This is a genomic window from Thioalkalivibrio sp. ALE31, from assembly GCF_000377405.1.
In the GTDB taxonomy this organism is placed as follows: domain Bacteria; phylum Pseudomonadota; class Gammaproteobacteria; order Ectothiorhodospirales; family Ectothiorhodospiraceae; genus Thioalkalivibrio.
Window position 1 is genome coordinate 273713 of sequence record NZ_KB905023.1, and the last position, 19140, is coordinate 292852.

The window sequence follows — 19140 nt, forward strand, 5'->3', positions numbered from 1 at the left end:
GATTGGCCAACAAAAGCCTAGTAAGAGATGACCACCGAGCGCCTCGGGGGAGCGGCCGGCCACACCCAAGCACGCGCAACTTGGGGGCGTTAATACCCCTTTTGCACTGGAACAGTGCGCTCGATGGGGCGAAGGGAGTGCACAACCGCAAACGCTCAACGCGCGGTTGATCCACGGCATACAAGGCGCGATTCCTGCATGCGGACTCACCACAAGCCAAACCACGAACGTGCGCGCAACCCCATGAACGAGAGCCGACAAGGAGGGACGACCGACACGCTGCGTCTTCAGCTTTCGGTCCTGCAGGAAATCGCAAAGCTGCTGGACCGGCCCCTCGATCCTCCCCACACGGTGCGCGGTATCCTGCGTTTGCTGTCGCAGATGCTGGGTCTCAACTGCGGGCGGGTACTGGCTCCGGATGGCGACGGGCAGCTTCTGGAGGTTCGCTATTCCTACGGCTTGACCCATGCCCGACTCAGGGAGGGGGCGTTCTCGGTTGGCTACGATGAAGGTGTGACCGGATTGGTCATGCGTACCGGTTCCACAGGTCTGGTACCCGATATCGACCGCGAGCCTTTGTATCTGCAACGCATTACCGAGCGGCCCGGCGACGACTTAACGCGCCTGGCCTTTATAGCCGTACCCATTCTGGAATCCGGCAAGCCGGTCGGGGTCTTGTCGGTACAAAAGGAAGGGGGTCACGAGACGCCGTTCGAAGCGGATATCGCAACCCTCAAGGTTGCCGCGTCCGCAATTGGCCAGGTGATGCGAATCGGTGCGTTCATCCGGCAGGAAACGGAACACCTTCTGCACGAAAACCAGAGCCTGCGGAACTCAGTCACCATGGAGGGCATGCTCCAGAAGAGCCTGGCTCACGGGATCATCGGTTCGTCGGAAGCCCTGCTCGATGCGGTCAAGCAATGCATTCAGGTAGCGCCCAGTGACGCCCCGGTGATGCTCCTTGGGGAATCCGGCACCGGCAAGGAAAAATTTGCCCGGATGATCCACCAACAGACGGACCGCAGCGATCGTCCGTTTATCTGCATCAACTGCGCAGCCATCCCCCCCGACCTCCTTGAATCAGAGCTCTTTGGTCACGAGAAAGGGAGCTTCACCGGCGCGTCCGGACGCAAGAAAGGTAAGATCCTCCAGGCCGATGGCGGGACCCTCTTCCTGGATGAGATCGGCGACATGCCCCTGCAGCTTCAATCCAAGCTGCTACGGGTGCTCCAGGAACGGCAGGTTGACCCTATTGGTGCAGCCCAGCCGATCCCGGTCAACTTTCGACTGATAAGCGCCACCCACGAGGACATGCAGGCGCACGTCAACTCCGGTGGTTTCAGGCTCGACCTCTTCTACCGGATCAACGTTGTACCGGTATATCTGCCTCCCCTGCGCGCCCGCCAGGGTGATATCCGCCCCTTGACGCTGCATTTCCTCAACGAGCTCAACCACCGCTACCAGCGCAATATTGCCCTCCACCCGGATGCCCTCACCGCACTGGAGCGCTATGGCTGGCCCGGCAATGTTCGCCAATTACAGAACGTGGTGGAACGCGCGGTGCTGATGGCGGAAAGTGACCGTATTCGGCCCGCTCAGATCCAGCAGATCCTTACGGAACAGGCAACAGTTCAAGTACCCGAAACGGCGACCGGCTCGCCTTCTCAAACGGATGGCCGACGATTCCTGGCGAACCACGGCGAAGGATCCGCGGATACCGAGGTGGGCCGCTATCAATGGGTGCGCCAAGAGGAGGCGGAAGACATCGTCAACGCCCTGAATCAGTGCAGCGGGAACCAGTCGCGAGCAGCACGCCTGCTGAACCTATCCATACGCCAGTTGCGGTATCGGATCGAAAAGCTGGGGCTGGAGGTTCCGCGTCGATAAACCTGCTTACATCCCAGCCAATCGTAAGCCAGAGCAGAGGTCTCCCGTTCCAAATGGCGCGCAATGGCAGTCATTGTCGAACAATCCTGCCTCTGCCATTACTTCACATTCACGACACTGGCGCCCGCCGTTTCAACGCGCCCACTGGCACGATTCTCGCTAGTTATCGACTGCATCAGCACGCGTCGGGCTTCCACAAGTCGTGACGCCTGAGCCAGGAACCGGCGAAGCGACAGCCCGCCGGTTCCTGCCGGAATCACCATACTGGAGAGACTCATGGCGGAAACCCTGATTTCTTACGATATCGACAAGTCCCCCGAAGAGCAGGACATCAAACCACACAACCGCTGGCATCCGGACATTCCGATGGCGGTCCACGTCAAACCCGGCGACGAGTTCCGTCTTGAATGCTGCGACTGGACCGGCGGCCAGATCGGCAATAACGACTCCGCCAACGACATCCGGGATGTGGACTTGACCAAAGTTCACTATCTGACCGGGCCTGTCTCGGTGGAAGGCGCTGAACCCGGCGACCTGCTGGTGGTGGACATCCTTGACGTGGGCCCTCGCCCTGATCAGCTGTGGGGGTTCAATGGACTGTTCGCACGCGAAAACGGCGGCGGGTTCCTGACTGAACACTACCCTGAAGCACGCAAGGCGATCTGGGATTTTCACGGGATCTATACCAGCTCCCGGCACATCCCGAAGGTTCGCTTCCCCGGGACGATCCACCCGGGGCTAATCGGAACGCTGCCCTCGCATGATCTGCTGGACAAGTGGAACAAGCGCGAGAAGGCACTGGTCGACACCGACCCGGATCGCGTACCGCCGCTGGCGACCCTTCCCTACGAAGAAACCGCGCTCATGGGCGGCATGCAGGGTGACGAGGCCAAACGCGCGGCATGCGAAGCCGCGCGGACCGTCCCCCCCAGAGAACACGGCGGAAACTGCGACATCAAGAACCTGTCGCGCGGCTCGCGCGTGTACTTCCCGGTCTACGTGAAGGGCGCCGGCCTGTCGGTGGGCGATCTCCACTTCTCGCAGGGCGATGGCGAGATCACCTTCTGCGGCGCAATCGAGATGGCCGGTGTAATCGACCTGAAGGTGGGACTGATCAAGGGCGGGATGGAGAAATACAACATCAGCAGCCCGGTGTTTCAACCCAGCCAGATCGACCCGCATTTCCGTGATTACCTGATCTTTGAAGGGATCTCGGTGGACGAACAAGGCAAACAGCACTACCTGGATGCACATGTCGCGTACCGGCAGGCCTGCCTCAATGCCATTGACTACCTCAAGAACTTCGGCTACTCGGGCGCACAGGCGTATTCGATCCTGGGCACCGCTCCGGTAGAAGGCCACATCAGCGGAATCGTCGACATCCCCAATGTTTGCGCGACGCTGTGGCTACCCTCGGAGATTTTCGAATTTGATATTCATATCTCCGACTCGGGCCCAACCATCGAAATCGGCGACGACGTCGATACCGCAACCGCAACCTGAGCCGAGTCCACCGCTTGCAGGCGGCCCCGGCCAATTGCCGGGGCCCTCTTTTCGGAGCCCGTCATGCCCCTGTACGACTATCGCTGCCCGAATTGTGGCGACTTCACGGAGTTCGGTCGGATGACCGAGTCCTCTTCACCGCAGTGCTGCCCGGAGTGCGGAACTGAAGCCCCCCGCTTGATCAGCGCCCCTCGACTCTCCCTGATGGATCCGTCCAACCGGGAGCGATGGGCACGCAACGAACAAAGCCGGCACGCCCCCAAGAAGGTCCGACGCAGCTCATGTGGCTGTAGCGGGACACACACCTGCGGAACACAGAAAGCCCAAGAGACCAAGTCAGCAGAAACCCAACACCCACCACTGAAAAAACAAACCAAAAAAACCGCCCGCCCCTGGATGCTCGGACACTAGTAGGGAAACACCTTTCCGTTCGAGAATTTCGCTCCTGAACGACTTCTGGAGCGATCATACCCTCCACTAGCGATCACCTTCGTTCCATCCGGGCCGTCAGCTGTGGCGGCCTGCTTTGAGGCGGTCGAGGCGCAGGCGCTCGCGGGTGTCGAACAGGCGGCGGGAGGCGAACCAGACCGCACCCAGGGTGCCCAAGCCGGTACCGGCGGTGATCAGGAACATGATCAGGATCTGGTACTTCACGGCCTCCACCGGCGGGGCGCCGGCCAGGATCTGGCCGGTCATCATGCCCGGCAGGCTGACGATGCCGGCGGCGGCCATGGCGTTGATGGTCGGCATCAGGCCGGAGCGCGCGGCCTCGCGGCGCATGGTCGTGACCGCCTCGCTCCAGGAGGCCCCCATCGCCAGCCGGCCCTCAATGGTGCGGCGCTCGCGCCAGACCGTCTGCGTCAGGCGGTCCAGCCCCAGCGCAATGCCGGTCATGGTGTTGCCGAGCAGCATGCCCAAGAGCGGGATCGCGTACTGCGGCTCCCACCAGGGGGTCGGGCCGACCATGGTGGTCAGCGCCAGCACGGTGACCGCGAACGCCGAGATGAACATGGTCACGGCACCAATGCCGTAGCCCCACAGCCCGGCGAAGCGGCGCTGCTGGCGCGCCATCACCTCGTAGCCGGCCACAGCGAGCATGATCACCGCCATCAAGGCTACCCAACCGAGCTGCGCATGGTCGAACAGCGTCTGCAGGATCAGCCCGACCAGCAGCAGCTGGATCACGGTGCGCGCCCCGGCGATCAGCAGGCTGCGCCCCAGCCCCATACGTGCCCAGACGGTCAGCCCTGCCAGCGCGACGACCAGCAAGGCCGCCAGCGACAGGTCCAGCGCGGAAAGCGAGATCAGTTCCACGCGGTCACCTCCAGCTTGCCGTTGGCGATGGTCAGGATGCGGCCGCCCAGGCGCTGACGCTGCAGGGTGTCGTGACTGACCCAAAGCGCTGCCGCGTCTTCCTCGGCGAGATACCCCCGTACCGCGCGTTCGATGCGTTTGGTGTTTTCCAGATCCAGATTGGCGGTGGGCTCGTCCAGCAACAGGACGCGCGGCTGGTTCAGCAGCGCGCGCACCAGCCCCAGGCGCTGCTTCTCGCCGCTGGAGAGGCGCTCGACCTCCCAGCCTAGAGAGGCCTCCGGCAACGCGACCTGCTCCAGCAGGTGCAGGGCCGCCGCGCGCGCGAAGTCCACTGGCAGGTGCTCGTCCACGCGCTCGCCCCACCAGGCAGTCTCCGCCGGTACGTACGCCACGCGCCGGCGCCAGTCGACCGGCGCCATGGCGTCCCGCGGTTGCCCGTTCAGCATCACCTCCCCCGTATTGGGGTCAAGGTCGGCCAGGGCCCGCAGCAGCAGGGATTTTCCGGAACCGGAGGCGCCCGTGACCTGCACCAGCTCCCCGGGCTGAAGCGCCAGATCCAGCGGGCCCAGATGGGCGGTTTTCAGTTGGCGAACATCCAGCAGGCGATCCATGCGACAGGGTTCCGGTGCGGCGAAATGGCGATCGTAACCGAAGCCGGGGCGGCGGGATGAATGGCCGGACGGGCAGGCGCTGCTTGCTGCGAGACGAACGGTCCGCCGTGAGGGGTGCCTCTGCGGATGTCGATCGCACTATCGGGCGCAGGCAGGGGCTTCGCGGGCGAGCCCGCTCCCATAGCTCTGGAAACAAAAAAAGGGCGCCCGGGAAGGGGCGCCCAAAGGCCAACATCCAAGTCCTGGGAGACTGTCTTGTCGGCGTCGGAGGAGACGATGTCGGGGCCGGGCCTGTGGCCCGACCCCGGTTCAGGTTAACGAGGGTTTATTGCTTCCCGGTGAACTCCGGGTAGGCCTCGAGACCGCACTCGGCGATGTCGGCGCCCACATCCTCGTCCTCTTCGCTCAGGCGGATGCCCATTACCGCCTTGAGGATGGCCCAGACGATCAGGCTGGCCACGAAGACGAAGACGAAGATGGCGAGGAGGCCCACCAGCTGAGCGACGAAGGTCGCATCCGGGTTGGACAGCAGCACCGCGAACACACCCCAGATACCGGCGGTACCGTGCGCGGAGATCGCGCCGACCGGGTCGTCGATCTTCAGCTTGTCCAGCGCGACGATCGAGAAGACCACGATCACGCCACCGATGGCACCGATGATCATCGCCAGGAACGGGCTGGGCATCAGCGGCTCGGCGGTGATGGACACCAGGCCCGCGACCGCGCCGTTCAGCGCCATGGTCAGATCGGCCTTGCCGAACACCAGACGGGTGGTGATCAGAGCGGCGACCACACCCCCGGCCGCGGCCAGGTTGGTATTGGCGAACACGGCGGCCACGGCATTGGCCGACTCGATGTCCGAGACCTTCAGCTCGGAACCACCGTTGAAGCCGAACCAGCCCAGCCACAGGATCAGCACACCCAGGGTGGCCAGCGGCATGCTGGAGCCCGGGATCGCGTTGATCTGGCCATCCTTGCCGTACTTGCCCTTGCGCGCCCCGAGGAGCAGCACACCGGCCAGCGCGGCAGCGGCACCCGTGAAGTGGACGATGCCGGAACCGGCGTAGTCCAGATAGCCGATCTGGTCGAGGATCCCGCCACCCCAGCTCCAGAAGCCCTGGATCGGGTAGATGAAGCCGGTCAGGATGACCGCGAAGGCCAGGAAGGCCCACAGCTTCATGCGCTCGGCCACGGCCCCCGAGACGATGGACATCGCGGTGGCCACGAACACGACCTGGAAGAAGAAGTCGGCACGATCGGAGTAGTAGATGTCGCCACCACTACCCAGTACGTCCGCGACCGCGTTGTCGCCCGAGATCAGGAAGCCCAGGCCCGGGATGATGGAGCTCAGGCCGTCGCTGTACATGATGTTGTAACCGATCAGCATGTACATGATGCTGGCAATCGAATACAGGGCGATATTCTTGGTTGCAATTTCGGCCACACTCTTGGTGCGAACCATCCCGGCCTCGAGCATCGTAAAGCCCGCGGCCATCCACATCACCAGCGCGCCGGCCACCAGAAAGTAAAAGGTGTCCATTGCGTAGGCGAGTTCGACAACTTGCTGTTCAATTTCCATGATTGGAATTCCTCTTTAAGGGACCCGGGGTTCGCATTAAAGCGCTTCGGTTCCGGTTTCGCCCGTACGAATACGGACCACCTGCTCGATCGGGGCGATAAAGATTTTTCCGTCGCCGATCTTTCCCGTACTGGCGGCCTTCGAGACGGCTTCGACCACGCGATCCACGAGCGAGTCGTCCACAGCAACCTCTAGCTTCACCTTGGGAAGAAAATCGACAACATACTCAGCTCCACGGTAAAGCTCGGTGTGACCGCGCTGTCGGCCGAATCCCTTTACTTCGGTCATGGTGATGCCTTGCACCCCAATCTCCGAGATCGCCTCGCGGACATCATCAAGCTTGAAGGGCTTGATCACGGCGGTAATCATTTTCATGGTTCACTCCTTGGGGCGGGCCCGCTCACCGCAAGCCCGCCATTGGGGTTTTGGATCAATGACCGGCTCAGAAATCGAGCGACCAGGCTACGTAGGCGCGAACATCCTCGCCAGACACATCGGCATACGCCAGATTCATGCTAAAGGAACCCATGCTCTCGGTATGCCGCGTCAGATTGGCGTGATAGTGCTCATAGCTGTCGGCATCACCATCGAAAGTCTGGTGGCCGATCATAAACCCGGTGCTCCAGACATCCGCGAACGGGACATCAAGACCCGCGTAGTAATAGGCACTGCCGCTCTCAAACAGGTCTTGATCGCTTTCTTCGTTCACTACGACCTTCACACCACCGTAAAACATGTCGTATGAGAGTTCGCCGTAGATCTCACCAAAGCCGACGTCCAACTCGGCATCCGGATAGAGGTAGTAGACATAGCCAACGTCGTAGCCGAGACCATTAGCGGCTTCGCCAGCGAATCCGGCGTAAAGGTCGAGCTCATAACTGGGGTCGGGGGCGCCATCACCCGCGAGGTTGGAGGCCCACGTCCCAACGTAGAAGCCGGACCCGTGGTTGTAATCGAACCCACCCTGGATCGCGGCGTCACCGCCCGTCTCCGAGAAACCCCGGAGTTCATAATCCGATGCGATCGTGATATTTCCGGAGAATTCGGCGGCGGCGGTAGAGGTGGCAAGCATGGCGCCAGTACCGCTCATCGCCAGAACTGCGGAAGCCAGGATGGAACGCTTGAATTTCTTCATTGGATGGATCTCCCTCTGGTTGATCGAGTGTCGCGTAGTCGACACCCGGTCCTTGCATGGGCTGTGCCAAGTATCGAAAGGGAGCAAAAATCGGCTTTTCGCAACACCTGTTGCGGCCCAACCACGGGCTTTTGCCTTTATTTGGTGCGCACTAAAAGTGCACACGCACCAAAAACGTGCGGAGACCGAGGACCTGAACCATGTTCGGGATTCCGGAAGGTTCAGTCCTTCGGCAAGCGGCGGAGTCGGAGAGGCAAATCGAGGCGGGGACAGGCGCGACCAACGCACACGCGGCCATGCGGGACGTACGGCGAACACCTCCCTGCCCTGCAGATCGCCACGTCGCCTCGCGACCCGCGATGACACAGCACGGCAGGGGGGGGGTGGCGCCGACCGGGGCAGCGCCCCGTCGCCGGCGCGGGTTTACGAGGAAAGGCTACCGCGTTCGATCTCGATGCCGACCTCGCGCACGCCGGGCACGGCACCGGGCTTGCCGAGTTTGATGCGCAGCCAGGGCGTGCCGAACTGGGCCATCAGGGCCTCGGCGATCTCTTCGGCCAAGGATTCCAGCAAGGCATGCGGTTCGCGCGTGACGATGGCACGCACGGCGTTGGCCACCGCCTCGTAGTCGACGGTGTCGCCGATCTCGCCGGAGTAGGCGGCGATGCGGGTATCGGCCGCCAGTTCGATATCGAATCGCAGGCGGCGCTGGATGCGCTGTTCCCAGTCGTAGACGCCAACAACGGCGTCAATCTCGAGGTCGCGCAGATAGATTCGATCCATGGGGTCGGCGGGCTCCTGTAGGTCGGCGCCTATCCTACTGCCCGGGCCACACGAGGTACACCGAGCCGCTATCATGGCGCCTCCCGATTACTACGAGACACGCATGAGCGAGCCCTTTCACGAACTCCCCTGGCCCGCCAACCCGGATGGCGAGCCCCGACGCATCGGCGTGGAGATCGAGATGGCCGGGGTGTCGCTGGAGACGATGGCCGAGACCGTGAAAGGCGAGTTCGGGGGCCACGTCGAATCGGACAACGCCTTCGTCTTCCACGTACGCGACACGGACGTCGGCGACTTCCAACTGGAGCTGGACGCCCGGGTACTGAAGGACCGCGGCTACCGCGAACACCTCGCGCGCCTGGGCATCGAGCTGGACGACTCCGACGAGGCCGCGCTGGAGCGCTGGCTCGCGGACGCCGCGGGCCGCCTGGTCCCGCACGAGATCGTGGCGCCGCCGATCGCGACGGCTGACCTTCCCCGCCTGGACCGGGTGCGCGCCGCCCTGCAGCAGGCCGGCGCACTGGGTACCGAACGCTCGTTTCTCTATGCCTTCGGGCTGCAGATCAATATCGAGGTGCACCGCACCGATGCCGAGTGGCTTCTGGCAATCCTACGCAGTTTCCTGCTGATGGTGGAAGTGCTCACTGCGGCGGGCGCCATCGACCTGGCGCGGCGCCTGTCGCCCTACATTCGGTCTTTCCCCGGCCCGTTTGTACGCTACGTGCTGGACCCGGACTTTCGTCCCGACCGGGAGGGCCTGATCGACGCCTACCTGGCGCACAACCCGACCCGCAACCGCCCGCTGGACCTGTTGCCGCTGTTCGCCCACCTGGACCCCGGGCGGATCGACGCGGCCCCCGTGGAGCACGAACTGATCAAGCCGCGGCCGGCCTTCCACTATCGCCTGCCGAACTGCGAGATCGACGACCCGGACTGGAGCCTCGCGCGGCCGTTCAACGGCTGGGTCGAGGTCGAGCGCCTGGCGGCGGACCCGGAACGCCTGGAGCGCCTGTCGCGGGAATATCTGGAACGCCCCGGCCAGGCCCTGGGCCGCTGGGCCGACGACTGGAGCCAGCGCCTCCGTGACTGGTTCTGAGCCCGACCGCACGACCACCGATACCGTGGCCGATACCGCGCCGCCGCGTCCACGCCGCCCGGTGATCGCCATTACCGGACCCGACCAGGGCGGCGGGCCCGCCTGGCTGTTTACCGCGCTCGCGGTGTGGCGCGCCGGCGGCCGTCCGCTGCGGCTGCGCCCGGGAAAACCCCGCAGTCACCGGCGCTTCGATGGTCTGGTGGTGGGCGGCGGGGCGGATGTGGATCCTGAGCTCTACGGCGAGACGCTCCCCGAGGGGCCGGATGCGGCCGCCATCCGCCAGGCGGAGCGACGCCTGTCGCAGCGCCTGATCGGCTATCTCTTCTACCCGGCCCTGTGGTTACTGCGCCGGTTATTCCAGTCCCATGGCGGCGTACTGGACACCGACCGCGACCGGCTGGAAAAGGCCCTGATCCATCGCGCGCTGGACGAGCACCGCCCGATCCTCGGCATCTGTCGCGGGATGCAACTGGTCAACGTGGTACGCGGCGGCACCCTGCACCGCGACCTGGCCGAGTTCTACGTGGAAACCCCGCAGGCCCGCAGCCTGCTGCCAGTCAAGCCGGTGGAGCTGGACCCGCGCAGCCTTCTGGCCAACATCCTGGGCGACACGACGCTCCACGTGAACGCGCTCCACAACCACGCCGTCAATGACCTGGGGCGGGACCTCAAGATCGCGGGCCGCGAATCGACCGGCGTGGTCCAGGCCATCGAGGCCGAACACGACTGGTGCATCGGCGTGCAGTGGCACCCCGAATACCTCCCACAGAAACGCCGCCACCAGCTCCTGTTCCGCGCCCTCGTCCAAGCCGCCACCCAAAACGGCTAAAAGACTGATTCACCACGAAGGCACGAAGAAAGGCGATTCACAGGAAGTCTGGAAGAAGAGAAGGTTTGCAGGTGAAGGGTCGAGTGCGTGACGGTCGCTCAAGGCACCATATCAACGTGCTGCTGGAGGCCGTCGCATCAGCCTTCTTCCGGTCTTAAAACCTTCCTGTGAATCGCTTTTGACCTGCCCTTCTTCGTGCCTTCGTGGGCTTCGTGGTAAAAAACGCCTTTCGACCTAGGTGGGATAGGGCACGTCCAGGCCGCCGAGGCCGCAGTAGCCGTTGGGGACCTTGGCGAGGTATTGCTGGTGGTAGTCCTCGGCGAAGTAGTACGCCGGGCCCTCGGCGATCTCGGTGGTGATCGCCCCGCGCCCGGCGGCGTCCAGCGCAGCCTGGAAACGCTCGCGGCTGGCCTCGGCAGCCGCCATTTGGTCCGCGTCGGTGGTGTAGATCGCGGAGCGGTACTGGGTACCGACGTCGTTGCCCTGGCGCATGCCCTGGGTCGGGTCGTGTCCTTCCCAGAAGGTACGCAGCAGCGCCTCCAGCCCGACCCGTTGCGGATCGAGCACCACCCGCACCAGTTCGGTGTGCCCGGTCTGGCCGCTACAGACCTCGCGATAGGTCGGGTTCGGGGTATAGCCGCCGCCGTAGCCCACGCTGGTGGAGTACACGCCCTCCTGCTGCCAGAACAACCGCTCGGCACCCCAGAAACAGCCCATGCCGAAATGGATCACCTGCATGCCCTCGGGGTACGGCGGGGCCAGCGGCGTCCCCAGGACCATGTGGCGCTCGGGGACCGGCATCGGCTCTTCGCGCCCGGGCAGGGCCTGTTCGGGGGTCGGCATGCGCGGCTCGGAAAAGGCGAACATCGGCGGCTCCGTCAGTCGGCCGGGACGAGCCGGATCAGCTCCCCCGGATTGTGGTCGGTCAGGATATAGATGGCCCCGTCATGGACGCGCACGTCCCGCACGCGGCGGTCGAGATCCGGCAGCACCTCGCTCTCGTTGACCAGCTCGCGCCCCTCGAAGGTCAGCCGGCGAAGGGTCTGATGCGCCAGGCCGCCCACGAGCAGATCGCCGTCCCAGTCGGCAAAGGCGGGATCGCGGAGGATCGCCATACCCGAAGGGGCGATGGAGGGCGTCCAGTGATACAGGGGCGATTCCATCCCCTCCTTCTCGGTCAGGCCTTCGCCGACCTGCCCGCCGGCATACTCCCGGCCGTGGGTAATGACCGGCCAGCCGTAGTTCAGCCCGGGCTCGATGATGTTCACCTCGTCGCCCCCGCGCGGTCCGTGCTCGTTCTGCCAGAAGGTGCCGGTCTCGGGGTCCATCACCATGCCCTGCGGGTTGCGCACCCCCCAGGCCCAGATCTCGGGGCGGGCATCGGCATCATCCACCAGCGGATTGTCGTCCGGGACGCGCCCGTCGTCATGCAGCCGGATGATGCTGCCGATATGGGTGGAGGTGTCCTGGGCATGATCGCGCTGGCCGCGGTCACCCACGCTGATGTACACATAACCCGTGTCATCGAACACGATGCGGCTGCCAAAGTGCCGCCCCCCGGAGACGCCCGGCTCGGCCGTGAACAGCGTCTCCACACCCTGAAGCTCACCGTCCTGGAAACGTGCGCGCGCCAGGCGTGTGGTGAGCCCGCCATCCACGGCTGCGGAATAGGTGAAGTACAGCCAGCGGTTCTCGGCGAAGTCGGGATGCAGCGCGAGGTCCAGCAGGCCGCCCTGGTTGCGCGCCTGCAGGTCGCCCGGAACACCGGACACCAACTCGCCCCGGCCGTCGAAGGACCCGGCGTCCTCGAACCAGCGCAGGGTGCCCGGGCGCTCGCTGATCAGGGCCCCGCCCTCCGGCAGAAACGCAATGGCCCAGGGGTGATTAAGCCCCTCATGCAGCACACTGGCTTGCAGGCCGTGCTCCCCGGCACCGAGCCCCTCGGCCGAGACCCCGGAGGATCCGGTACAGGCCATCACCAGACCGGCCAGCACGGGCGCCAGGGTGAGGCGGCTCGTCTTCATCGTGCGCGTCTGCATGGTTCACCTCCTTGGAAAATGCGATGCCTGCGGGGCGGGATACCGCTGGAGACTTGGGCGGCACGGCCAGGAGCCGTGCATCATTCATATCCTTTTGGGATGCCGCGGGGGCCTACGGGTTCCCCGGCTGGCAGACCGGACACCAGTAGGTCGCACGCAGGTGCTCGCCCAGTCGGGCATATTCGACCGGTGCCCCGCACTGGTGACAGGGCTCACCCCGACGACCGTAGACGTTCAGAAACGCCCCCGCCTCCGCACGCTCACGGGTAATCCGCGGCCCCGGCTTCACATTGCGCCGCAGCAGGCGCTCGGCATCGCGGTACAACCCGCACAGCATGGCCTCCGGCACCTGTGCCAGAGGGCGCAGTGGATGGCACCCCTGCAGGAACAGCACCTCGGACTTGTAGATGTTGCCGATCCCCGCCGCCAGGGACTGATCCAGCAGCACATCCACGATCGGGCGGGCTGAATCGGCACGATCGCGTACCCGGGCAACAACCGCATCCAGGTCAATCGCCGGGTCCAGCAGGTCGGGGCCCACCCGCGCATCCAGCCGGGGAACGTCCCGTGCGCCGTCCGCGCGCGGACGCCACTGCAGCTCACGCGGGTGGAAACAGACCAGCACGCGATCCGGCAGGCCCAGCACCGCCCACGCCCCGGCCGCCGGCTTGTGCCACGCCGCGCCCGGCGCATACTGGTGCCAGGTCCCGTACATCCCAAGATGGCTGCGCAACTGCCAGCGCCGCCCGTCCGCCGCCTCCAGGTCCAGCAGCAGGTGCTTGCCCCGGGCCTGCACGGCCTCCGCGGTCATCGCGCCGTGTTCCAGTAACGGATCTCCGCGGCGCACACGGGTGGCGACCCGGCTCAGCGCCACCCCCTCGAGCACGGGCCGCAGCGCCGCCGCCAGCTTGTGGATCGTATCGCCCTCGGGCATGGCACCCCATCTCCTTGAGCCGCATCCGGATCAAACGAATGCAATCGGGAACGCTGAGGCCGCCCCCCTTGAATGATTGGCACTCTTGGGCCAAATTCGGAAAACTTGTCAAGGTACAGGGAGGTACCTAGAATGAAAGATAGATCCGCCCTCGGCAGTAAGCCTTCTCTCAATGATTCAGGGAAGGCCGACCCCGAGGGCTCTTTGTTTCTGCGCCACGCAAGTCCTGCCGTGACTGCGGTGCTGGTCGACGCCGGCTTCTTTCTGGTTCGAAGCCGACGCATTTTCGGCAAGCAAGGCCCGGAAGAAACCGCGAAAACCCTCCACGGTCTCGCCCTTGATCATCTCAACGCCCCACGCAATGGGCCGCGGGTTTCCCGCCTCTATCGCATATTTGTCTACGACGCCCACCCGTCGAACTGGAAAGGACACACCCCACTAGGCAAGAGCCTGTCGACCAGGGGAACACTGATCAATGTACACGCTCGCGCTCGAGTCGCTTTTGCGTGCGAACAAGGCGCGGTGACTGCCGTGCAGTCATTCTGCACAAGGGAGCCGCAACGCCGTGCGCGCGCAAAAGCGGCCGAGCCTCCTGGGGTTGGCACCCCAGGTTCCCCGATCCTGCGTTGCGCCGCTTACAGGTAGAACCACTACCTGTTGCACAACGCGCCTTGTCTCGGAAAACCTGGGGTACCAACGCGAGTGTGTACATTGATCAGTGTTTCCCTGGGGCAGAAGCGAGGTCGCCGTATGGCGGCGGGCATTCCATGACGCACTTCGCAGCCAGCGAAAGGTCGCTTTGCGGCTCGGGGAGCTGCCGACCAACCATGTCCACTGGCGCCTGAAGCAACACGCGCTGCATGCACTCTGCCAGGGAGCGCGCGACTGGACGGACATCACCGACGCCGATTTCCACCTCGACCTGCGCCAAAAGGGCGTGGATATGCGATTGGGCATTGATATCGCCGCATTGTCGTTCAAGCAACAGGTGAATCAGATCATCCTGGTCTCGGGCGACTCCGATTTCGTTCCAGCCGCCAAACTGGCACGACGGGAAGGGATCGATTTCATCCTCGACCCCATGTGGGCAACCATCCGCCCAGACCTGCACGAACACATCGACGGTCTGAGAAGTGTTTGCCCGCGCCCGACGCCTGCGACTCCCTGACACCACCCAATAGCGCATGAAGGCGGTGGCTGATCAGCGCTTGCGGTCGGGGTACAGGCGCGGCTCGCCGGCGGGGCGGGTGCGGAACAGGCGCATGGACCACAGATACTGCGCCGGGGCCTGTTCGATGCCGCGTTCCACGGCTGCGTTCATATGTCGGGCATCCGCCTCGTCGTCGCCGGCGGGATAGTCCTCCAGCGGCGGCCACAGGCGCATCACGTACTGATCCGCCGCGGGGTCGTACCAGGCGAAGCTGGGGAGCACCGCGGCCTTCGACATGCGCGTCAGGCGCGCCAGCGCGGTCAGCGTGGCCTTCTTCACACCGAAGAAGTCGACGAAGACGGCGCCCTCGGCGCCCAGGTCCTCGTCCGGCAGGTAATAGAAGAACCGCCCGCGCTTGAGCTGGCGGATTGCCGGGCGCAGGCCCTGATCGCGGGCGAAGATGTCGCCGGAGTAGCGCGTCCTGCTGCGGTGGTTGATCCACTCCAGCACCGGGTTCTTCATCGGCTTGGCGAAGGACACGCCATCGAACATCTGGCTCATGCGCACGCCGCCGTAGTCCAGCGCCAGTGAATGCGGCGCGAGGATGATCACCGGGATGCCGGCCGAGCTCAGGCGCTCGTAATGTTCCAGGCCCTCGATGCGGATACGCGCGGCATGCTGCCCCGGCTTGCCGAACCACAACAGGCCATAGTCCAGCACGGTCTGTGCCTGGTAGCGGTAATAGGCCTCCAGGCGTTGCATGCGTTCGGCGGGGCTCAGCTGCGGGAAGCACAGCTCCAGGTTGCGTTCGGCCACCGCGCGGCTGCGCCCGGCAAAGCGCCGGATCAGCCGGCCCAGGCCACGGGCCAGGCCACGCACGGCCGGGCGCGGCAATTCCTGCAGCACCCACGCCAGGCCCAGCAGCAGCCAGCTGCCCCAGTAGCGCGGGGCGAAGTGGGCCGCGGTCAGCGGGGCCTGGTAGGCGCCGGCGTCCTCGCTCCGGCTTCGATCGTCGTCGGCTGCGCTCATGCGCCCCCGGAGCCGTCGCCCGGCCCGTCCGTGGCGGCCTGCTGCTTGCGGGCGCGCTTGGCGAAGACCTCCATCTCCTTCACCGCCTGCAGGTCGCCCTTCTCCGTGGCCACGCGAATGCCGCGCTCGCAGGTGGACAGCGCCGCCTCGGGGCGCTCGAGCTGGACCAGCGTCTTCGCCAGCAGTTTCCACGCCGCGGAGTACCCGCCGTCCAGTTCCAATGCGCGCTCGAGGTGCGGAACGGCGGCCTCGAGCTGACCGTCGGTCGCCAGGGCGTTGCCCAGCGAGAAACGCAACATGGCGGAGTCCTGTCCGCCATCGAGCATGTTCTGGAAACGTTCGATCATGTCGCTCATGGGGCACCTCCCGCGCCGCCGGTCAAACGATGCGTTCAGGCTAACGCCGCCAGAAGGCGGGCGACAGAAGCACCAGCACGGTAAAGATTTCCAGCCGCCCCATCAGCATGGCGAGCACGAGAACCCATTTGCTGAAATCGTTGATTGACTGGAAATTGGGCCCGACCTCACCCAGCCCGGGGCCGAGGTTGTTCAGCGTGGCCGCGACCGCGGAAAACGACGTGACCTGATCGAGCCCCGACGCCATTAGCGCCAGCATCATCACCACGAATACCATCACGTAGGCCGCGAGAAAGCCCCACACCGCCTGCACGACGCGGTCCGGTGCCTCCTTGCCGTTCACCTTGACCGTGATCCGCGCATGCGGATGGATCAGCCGCTTGATCTCGCGCAGGCCCTGCTTGGCCAGCAACAGCACGCGCACCACCTTCATGCCGCCGCCGGTGGAGCCGGTACAGCCGCCGATGAACGACAGGAAGATCAGCAGTACCGGGAGGAAACCGGGCCACAGATAGAAGGCATCCGTGGCATAGCCCGTGGTGGTCGCGATGGACACGACATGGAAGATCCCGCGCCGCAGCGCATCCCCGAGCTGATCGGTAAACCCGCTCCAGAGCATGAAGGCAACCACCAGCACCGTTGCGGAACCCAGCACCAGCAGATAGGCGCGCAGCTCCTCGTCGCGCCGGTAGGGCTTCCAGGTCGCCCGATGCAGTACCAGGAAATGCAGGGCGAAGTTCATCCCGGCCAGCACCATGAAGGCAATGGCGACGATCTCGATGGCCACCGAATCGAAATGACCGATGCTGGCGTCATAGGTCGAGAATCCGCCAATGGCGACCGTGGTAAACGAATGCGCCACCGCGTCGAAGGCATCCATGCCGGCGGCCCAGTAGGCCAGCGCGCAGGCCACGGTCAGGCCCAGGTAGATGTACCAGAGGTTGCGCGCGGTCTCGGCGATGCGCGGGGTGAGTTTATTGTCGCGGATCGGCCCCGGGGTCTCGGCCTTGAACAGCTGCATGCCGCCGACGCCCAGCAGCGGGAGGATGGCCACCGCCAGCACGATGATGCCCATGCCCCCCATCCACTGGAGTTGCTGGCGATACCACAGGAGCGCCCGCGGCAGGTCATCCAGCCCGGTCAGTACCGTGGCCCCGGTGGTGGTCAGCCCGGACATCGACTCGAAGGCCGCATCGGTAAAGGAGATCTGCAGACTCGGATCGAGGAACAGGGGCGTCGCCCCGGCGATGCCCAGCCCCAGCCAGAACAGCACCACCAGGATGAAGCCGTCGCGCGCCTGCAGTTCCCGACGCATCCGGTACAACGGGGCCCACAGCAGCCCGCCAATCAGCAGGAGCAGGGCAAAGGCCTGCAGGAACACCAGCGCGGTGGCCTCCCCGTACAGGAAGCCGATGGCCGCCGGCGGGAGCATCGCCAGACTGAACAGCGTCAGCAGAACACCCAGCAACCGGGCGGTGGAGGCAAGATGAAGCATCTGCGCCTCCCGCCTAGAAGAACAGTGCCGTGGGCTGGAACAGGCGCTGGACCTGCTTCACCTTGCGCCGGTCGGTCACGAACAGGATCACATGGTCGCCGGCCTCGATGACCGTGTCCCGGTGCGGGATGATGACCTCCTCCTCGCGGACCACCGCGCCCAGGCTCGTACCCTCGGGGAAGTCGATCTCGTCGACCCGCCGCCCGACCACCTGCGAGGTGCGCGCATCGCCGTTGACCACCGTCTCGATCGCCTCCGCCGCCCCGCGCCGCAGGGTATGCACGGTGGCAGTACCACCCTCGCGCACCCGCGCCAGCAGGGCCCCGATGGTCGCCTGCTGCGGCGAGATCGCGACATCGATGGTCCCGCTCTGCAGCAGGTCCACGTAGCTGGGACGATTGATCAGCGACATCACCTTGCGCACGCCCCAGCGCTTGGCCAGCATCCCGGCAAAGATATTCGCCTGGTCGTCGTTGGTGACCGCGCAGAACACATCGCTGTGCTCAACGTTGATGGACTCGAGGAAGCGGTCATCCGAGCTGTCCCCGTGCAGCACCAGCACATTGCTGGGCAGCGTCCGCGCCAGGTGGTCGGCGCGCTCGGAGTCACGCTCGATCACCTTGACCCGGTAGCGCTTGCTGAGCGTCTCGGCGAGCCGCTCGCCGATGTTGCCGCCGCCCGCGATCAGGATGCGCTTGTAGGGCTTCTCCAGCTTGCGCAGCTCGGACGTCACCGCGCGGATGTTCTTCTTCGCCGCGACAAAGAAGACCTCGTCGTCCGCCTCGATCACCGTGGAACCATCCGGCTGAATCGGCCGGTCCTTGCGGAAGATCGCGGCCACCCGGGTATGGATCCCGGGCATGTCGCTTTGCAGGTTCTTCAGTTCGTGGCCGACCAGCGGCCCGCCGTAGTAGGCCCGCACGCCGACCAGGGATACCCGCCCCTCGGCGAATTCCAGCACCTGCAGCGAGCCGGGGTGCTCGATCAGCCGCTGGATATGGCTGGTCACGATCGCCTCGGGCGAGATCAGCATGTCCACCGGCATCGCATCCTGGGCGAACAGCGCCGGGGTCTCGTGATAGTCGCGCGCCCGTACCCGGGCGATCTTGGTCTCGACGTTGAACAGCGTGGAGGCCACCTGGCAGGCCACCATGTTGGTCTCGTCGGAATTGGTCACCGCGATCAGCATGGACGCGTCCCGCGCCCCGGCCGCCTCCAGCACCGACGGGTGCGCAGCGAAGCCGTGTACCGTTTTTATGTCGTAGCGGTCTTCCAGGTCCGCCAGCATCTCGGAGCGATAGTCGACCACGGTGATGTCGATCCCGTCGGCGCTCAGCGCCTCGGCCAGCGACTGGCCGACCTGCCCGGCCCCGAGGATGATGATGTGCTTCATGCGTCTC

20 protein-coding genes are annotated in these 19140 nt (G+C 64.9%); 6 read left to right on the forward strand and 14 right to left on the reverse strand.

The genetic code is table 11. From position 1 onward, the window contains the following. Nucleotides 1-243 precede the first annotated feature (243 nt). From D103_RS0109255 to D103_RS14025, 3 genes are all read left to right on the forward strand, one after another. The gene (locus tag D103_RS0109255) at nucleotides 244-1887 is read left to right on the forward strand and encodes a sigma-54-dependent Fis family transcriptional regulator (RefSeq protein WP_018876594.1); all 1644 of its coding nucleotides are present in this window, start codon (nucleotides 244-246) and stop codon (nucleotides 1885-1887) included. A gap of 276 nt (nucleotides 1888-2163) precedes the next feature. Next, on the forward strand, nucleotides 2164-3390 hold the full coding sequence (fmdA, locus tag D103_RS0109260; RefSeq protein WP_018876595.1) for a formamidase: 1227 nt from the start codon (nucleotides 2164-2166) through the stop codon (nucleotides 3388-3390). A 63-nt stretch (nucleotides 3391-3453) separates the two neighbouring features. Then, nucleotides 3454-3801 carry an FmdB family zinc ribbon protein gene (locus tag D103_RS14025; protein WP_026280332.1) on the forward strand — a complete coding sequence of 116 codons (348 nt, stop codon included), beginning with the start codon at nucleotides 3454-3456 and terminating at the stop codon, nucleotides 3799-3801. 96 nt (nucleotides 3802-3897) lie between these two features. On the opposite strand, the gene fetB is transcribed toward D103_RS14025, so the two are convergent. From fetB to folB, 6 genes are all read right to left on the reverse strand, one after another. Then, nucleotides 3898-4704 carry an iron export ABC transporter permease subunit FetB gene (gene fetB, locus D103_RS0109270; RefSeq protein ID WP_018876596.1) on the reverse strand — a complete coding sequence of 269 codons (807 nt, stop codon included), beginning with the start codon at nucleotides 4702-4704 and terminating at the stop codon, nucleotides 3898-3900. Further along, entirely contained in the window at nucleotides 4695-5315 is a 621-nt protein-coding gene (locus D103_RS0109275) for an ATP-binding cassette domain-containing protein (protein WP_018876597.1), read from the reverse strand. Before D103_RS0109275 ends, fetB begins: the two co-directional genes overlap by 10 nt. Before the next feature lie 325 nt (nucleotides 5316-5640). Further along, nucleotides 5641-6894 carry an ammonium transporter gene (locus tag D103_RS0109280; RefSeq protein ID WP_018876598.1) on the reverse strand — a complete coding sequence of 418 codons (1254 nt, stop codon included), beginning with the start codon at nucleotides 6892-6894 and terminating at the stop codon, nucleotides 5641-5643. A 36-nt stretch (nucleotides 6895-6930) separates the two neighbouring features. After that, nucleotides 6931-7269 carry a P-II family nitrogen regulator gene (glnK, locus tag D103_RS0109285; protein ID WP_018876599.1) on the reverse strand — a complete coding sequence of 113 codons (339 nt, stop codon included), beginning with the start codon at nucleotides 7267-7269 and terminating at the stop codon, nucleotides 6931-6933. A 67-nt stretch (nucleotides 7270-7336) separates the two neighbouring features. Next, nucleotides 7337-8029, reverse strand: a complete 693-nt coding sequence (locus D103_RS0109290; RefSeq protein ID WP_018876600.1) for a TorF family putative porin — start codon at nucleotides 8027-8029, stop codon at nucleotides 7337-7339. A gap of 423 nt (nucleotides 8030-8452) precedes the next feature. After that, nucleotides 8453-8812 carry a dihydroneopterin aldolase gene (gene folB / locus D103_RS0109295; RefSeq protein WP_018865492.1) on the reverse strand — a complete coding sequence of 120 codons (360 nt, stop codon included), beginning with the start codon at nucleotides 8810-8812 and terminating at the stop codon, nucleotides 8453-8455. Between the two features lie 73 nt (nucleotides 8813-8885). On the opposite strand from folB, the gene D103_RS0109300 reads away from it, so the two are divergent. Then, nucleotides 8886-9908 (forward strand): amidoligase family protein, encoded by a 1023-nt coding sequence (locus D103_RS0109300; RefSeq protein WP_018876601.1) that lies wholly within the window; start codon nucleotides 8886-8888, stop codon nucleotides 9906-9908. Then, nucleotides 9895-10737 carry a gamma-glutamyl-gamma-aminobutyrate hydrolase family protein gene (locus tag D103_RS0109305; RefSeq protein WP_018876602.1) on the forward strand — a complete coding sequence of 281 codons (843 nt, stop codon included), beginning with the start codon at nucleotides 9895-9897 and terminating at the stop codon, nucleotides 10735-10737. The genes D103_RS0109300 and D103_RS0109305 overlap by 14 nt, the downstream gene beginning before the upstream one ends. 234 nt (nucleotides 10738-10971) lie before the next feature. Here D103_RS0109305 and msrA read toward each other — a convergent pair whose 3' ends face one another. The 4 genes from msrA to D103_RS14310 all read right to left on the reverse strand — a co-directional run bounded on the left by msrA (nucleotide 10972) and on the right by D103_RS14310 (nucleotide 14055). Continuing rightward, the gene (msrA, locus tag D103_RS0109310) at nucleotides 10972-11604 is read right to left on the reverse strand and encodes a peptide-methionine (S)-S-oxide reductase MsrA (RefSeq protein WP_018876603.1); all 633 of its coding nucleotides are present in this window, start codon (nucleotides 11602-11604) and stop codon (nucleotides 10972-10974) included. 11 nt (nucleotides 11605-11615) lie between these two features. Then, nucleotides 11616-12776, reverse strand: coding sequence for a PQQ-dependent sugar dehydrogenase (locus tag D103_RS0109315; RefSeq protein WP_018876604.1), 1161 nt, complete (start codon nucleotides 12774-12776; stop codon nucleotides 11616-11618). Nucleotides 12777-12888: 112 nt separating this feature from the next. After that, nucleotides 12889-13710: a DNA-formamidopyrimidine glycosylase family protein gene (locus D103_RS0109320; protein ID WP_018876605.1), complete on the reverse strand. Its 822-nt coding sequence runs from the start codon at nucleotides 13708-13710 to the stop codon at nucleotides 12889-12891. A gap of 177 nt (nucleotides 13711-13887) precedes the next feature. Further along, the gene (locus tag D103_RS14310; protein ID WP_018876606.1) at nucleotides 13888-14055 is read right to left on the reverse strand and encodes a hypothetical protein; all 168 of its coding nucleotides are present in this window, start codon (nucleotides 14053-14055) and stop codon (nucleotides 13888-13890) included. A 454-nt stretch (nucleotides 14056-14509) separates the two neighbouring features. Here D103_RS14310 and D103_RS13460 point away from each other — a divergent pair, with 454 nt between their 5' ends. After that, nucleotides 14510-14878, forward strand: a complete 369-nt coding sequence (locus D103_RS13460; RefSeq protein ID WP_231366602.1) for an NYN domain-containing protein — start codon at nucleotides 14510-14512, stop codon at nucleotides 14876-14878. A gap of 33 nt (nucleotides 14879-14911) precedes the next feature. Here the strand turns inward: D103_RS13460 and D103_RS0109335 are convergent, their stop codons facing one another. Genes D103_RS0109335 through trkA form a run of 4 tightly spaced genes read right to left on the reverse strand, consistent with a single transcriptional unit; the run spans nucleotide 14912 to nucleotide 19133 of the window. Next, nucleotides 14912-15889 carry a lysophospholipid acyltransferase family protein gene (locus D103_RS0109335; protein WP_018876608.1) on the reverse strand — a complete coding sequence of 326 codons (978 nt, stop codon included), beginning with the start codon at nucleotides 15887-15889 and terminating at the stop codon, nucleotides 14912-14914. Continuing rightward, complete coding sequence (locus tag D103_RS0109340; protein WP_018865484.1) at nucleotides 15886-16245, reverse strand: tetratricopeptide repeat protein; 360 nt, start codon at nucleotides 16243-16245, stop codon at nucleotides 15886-15888. The genes D103_RS0109335 and D103_RS0109340 overlap by 4 nt, the downstream gene beginning before the upstream one ends. A gap of 40 nt (nucleotides 16246-16285) precedes the next feature. Further along, entirely contained in the window at nucleotides 16286-17740 is a 1455-nt protein-coding gene (locus tag D103_RS0109345; RefSeq protein WP_018865483.1) for a TrkH family potassium uptake protein, read from the reverse strand. A gap of 13 nt (nucleotides 17741-17753) precedes the next feature. Further along, on the reverse strand, nucleotides 17754-19133 hold the full coding sequence (gene trkA, locus D103_RS0109350) for a Trk system potassium transporter TrkA (RefSeq protein WP_018876609.1): 1380 nt from the start codon (nucleotides 19131-19133) through the stop codon (nucleotides 17754-17756). Nucleotides 19134-19140: the final 7 nt, after the last annotated feature.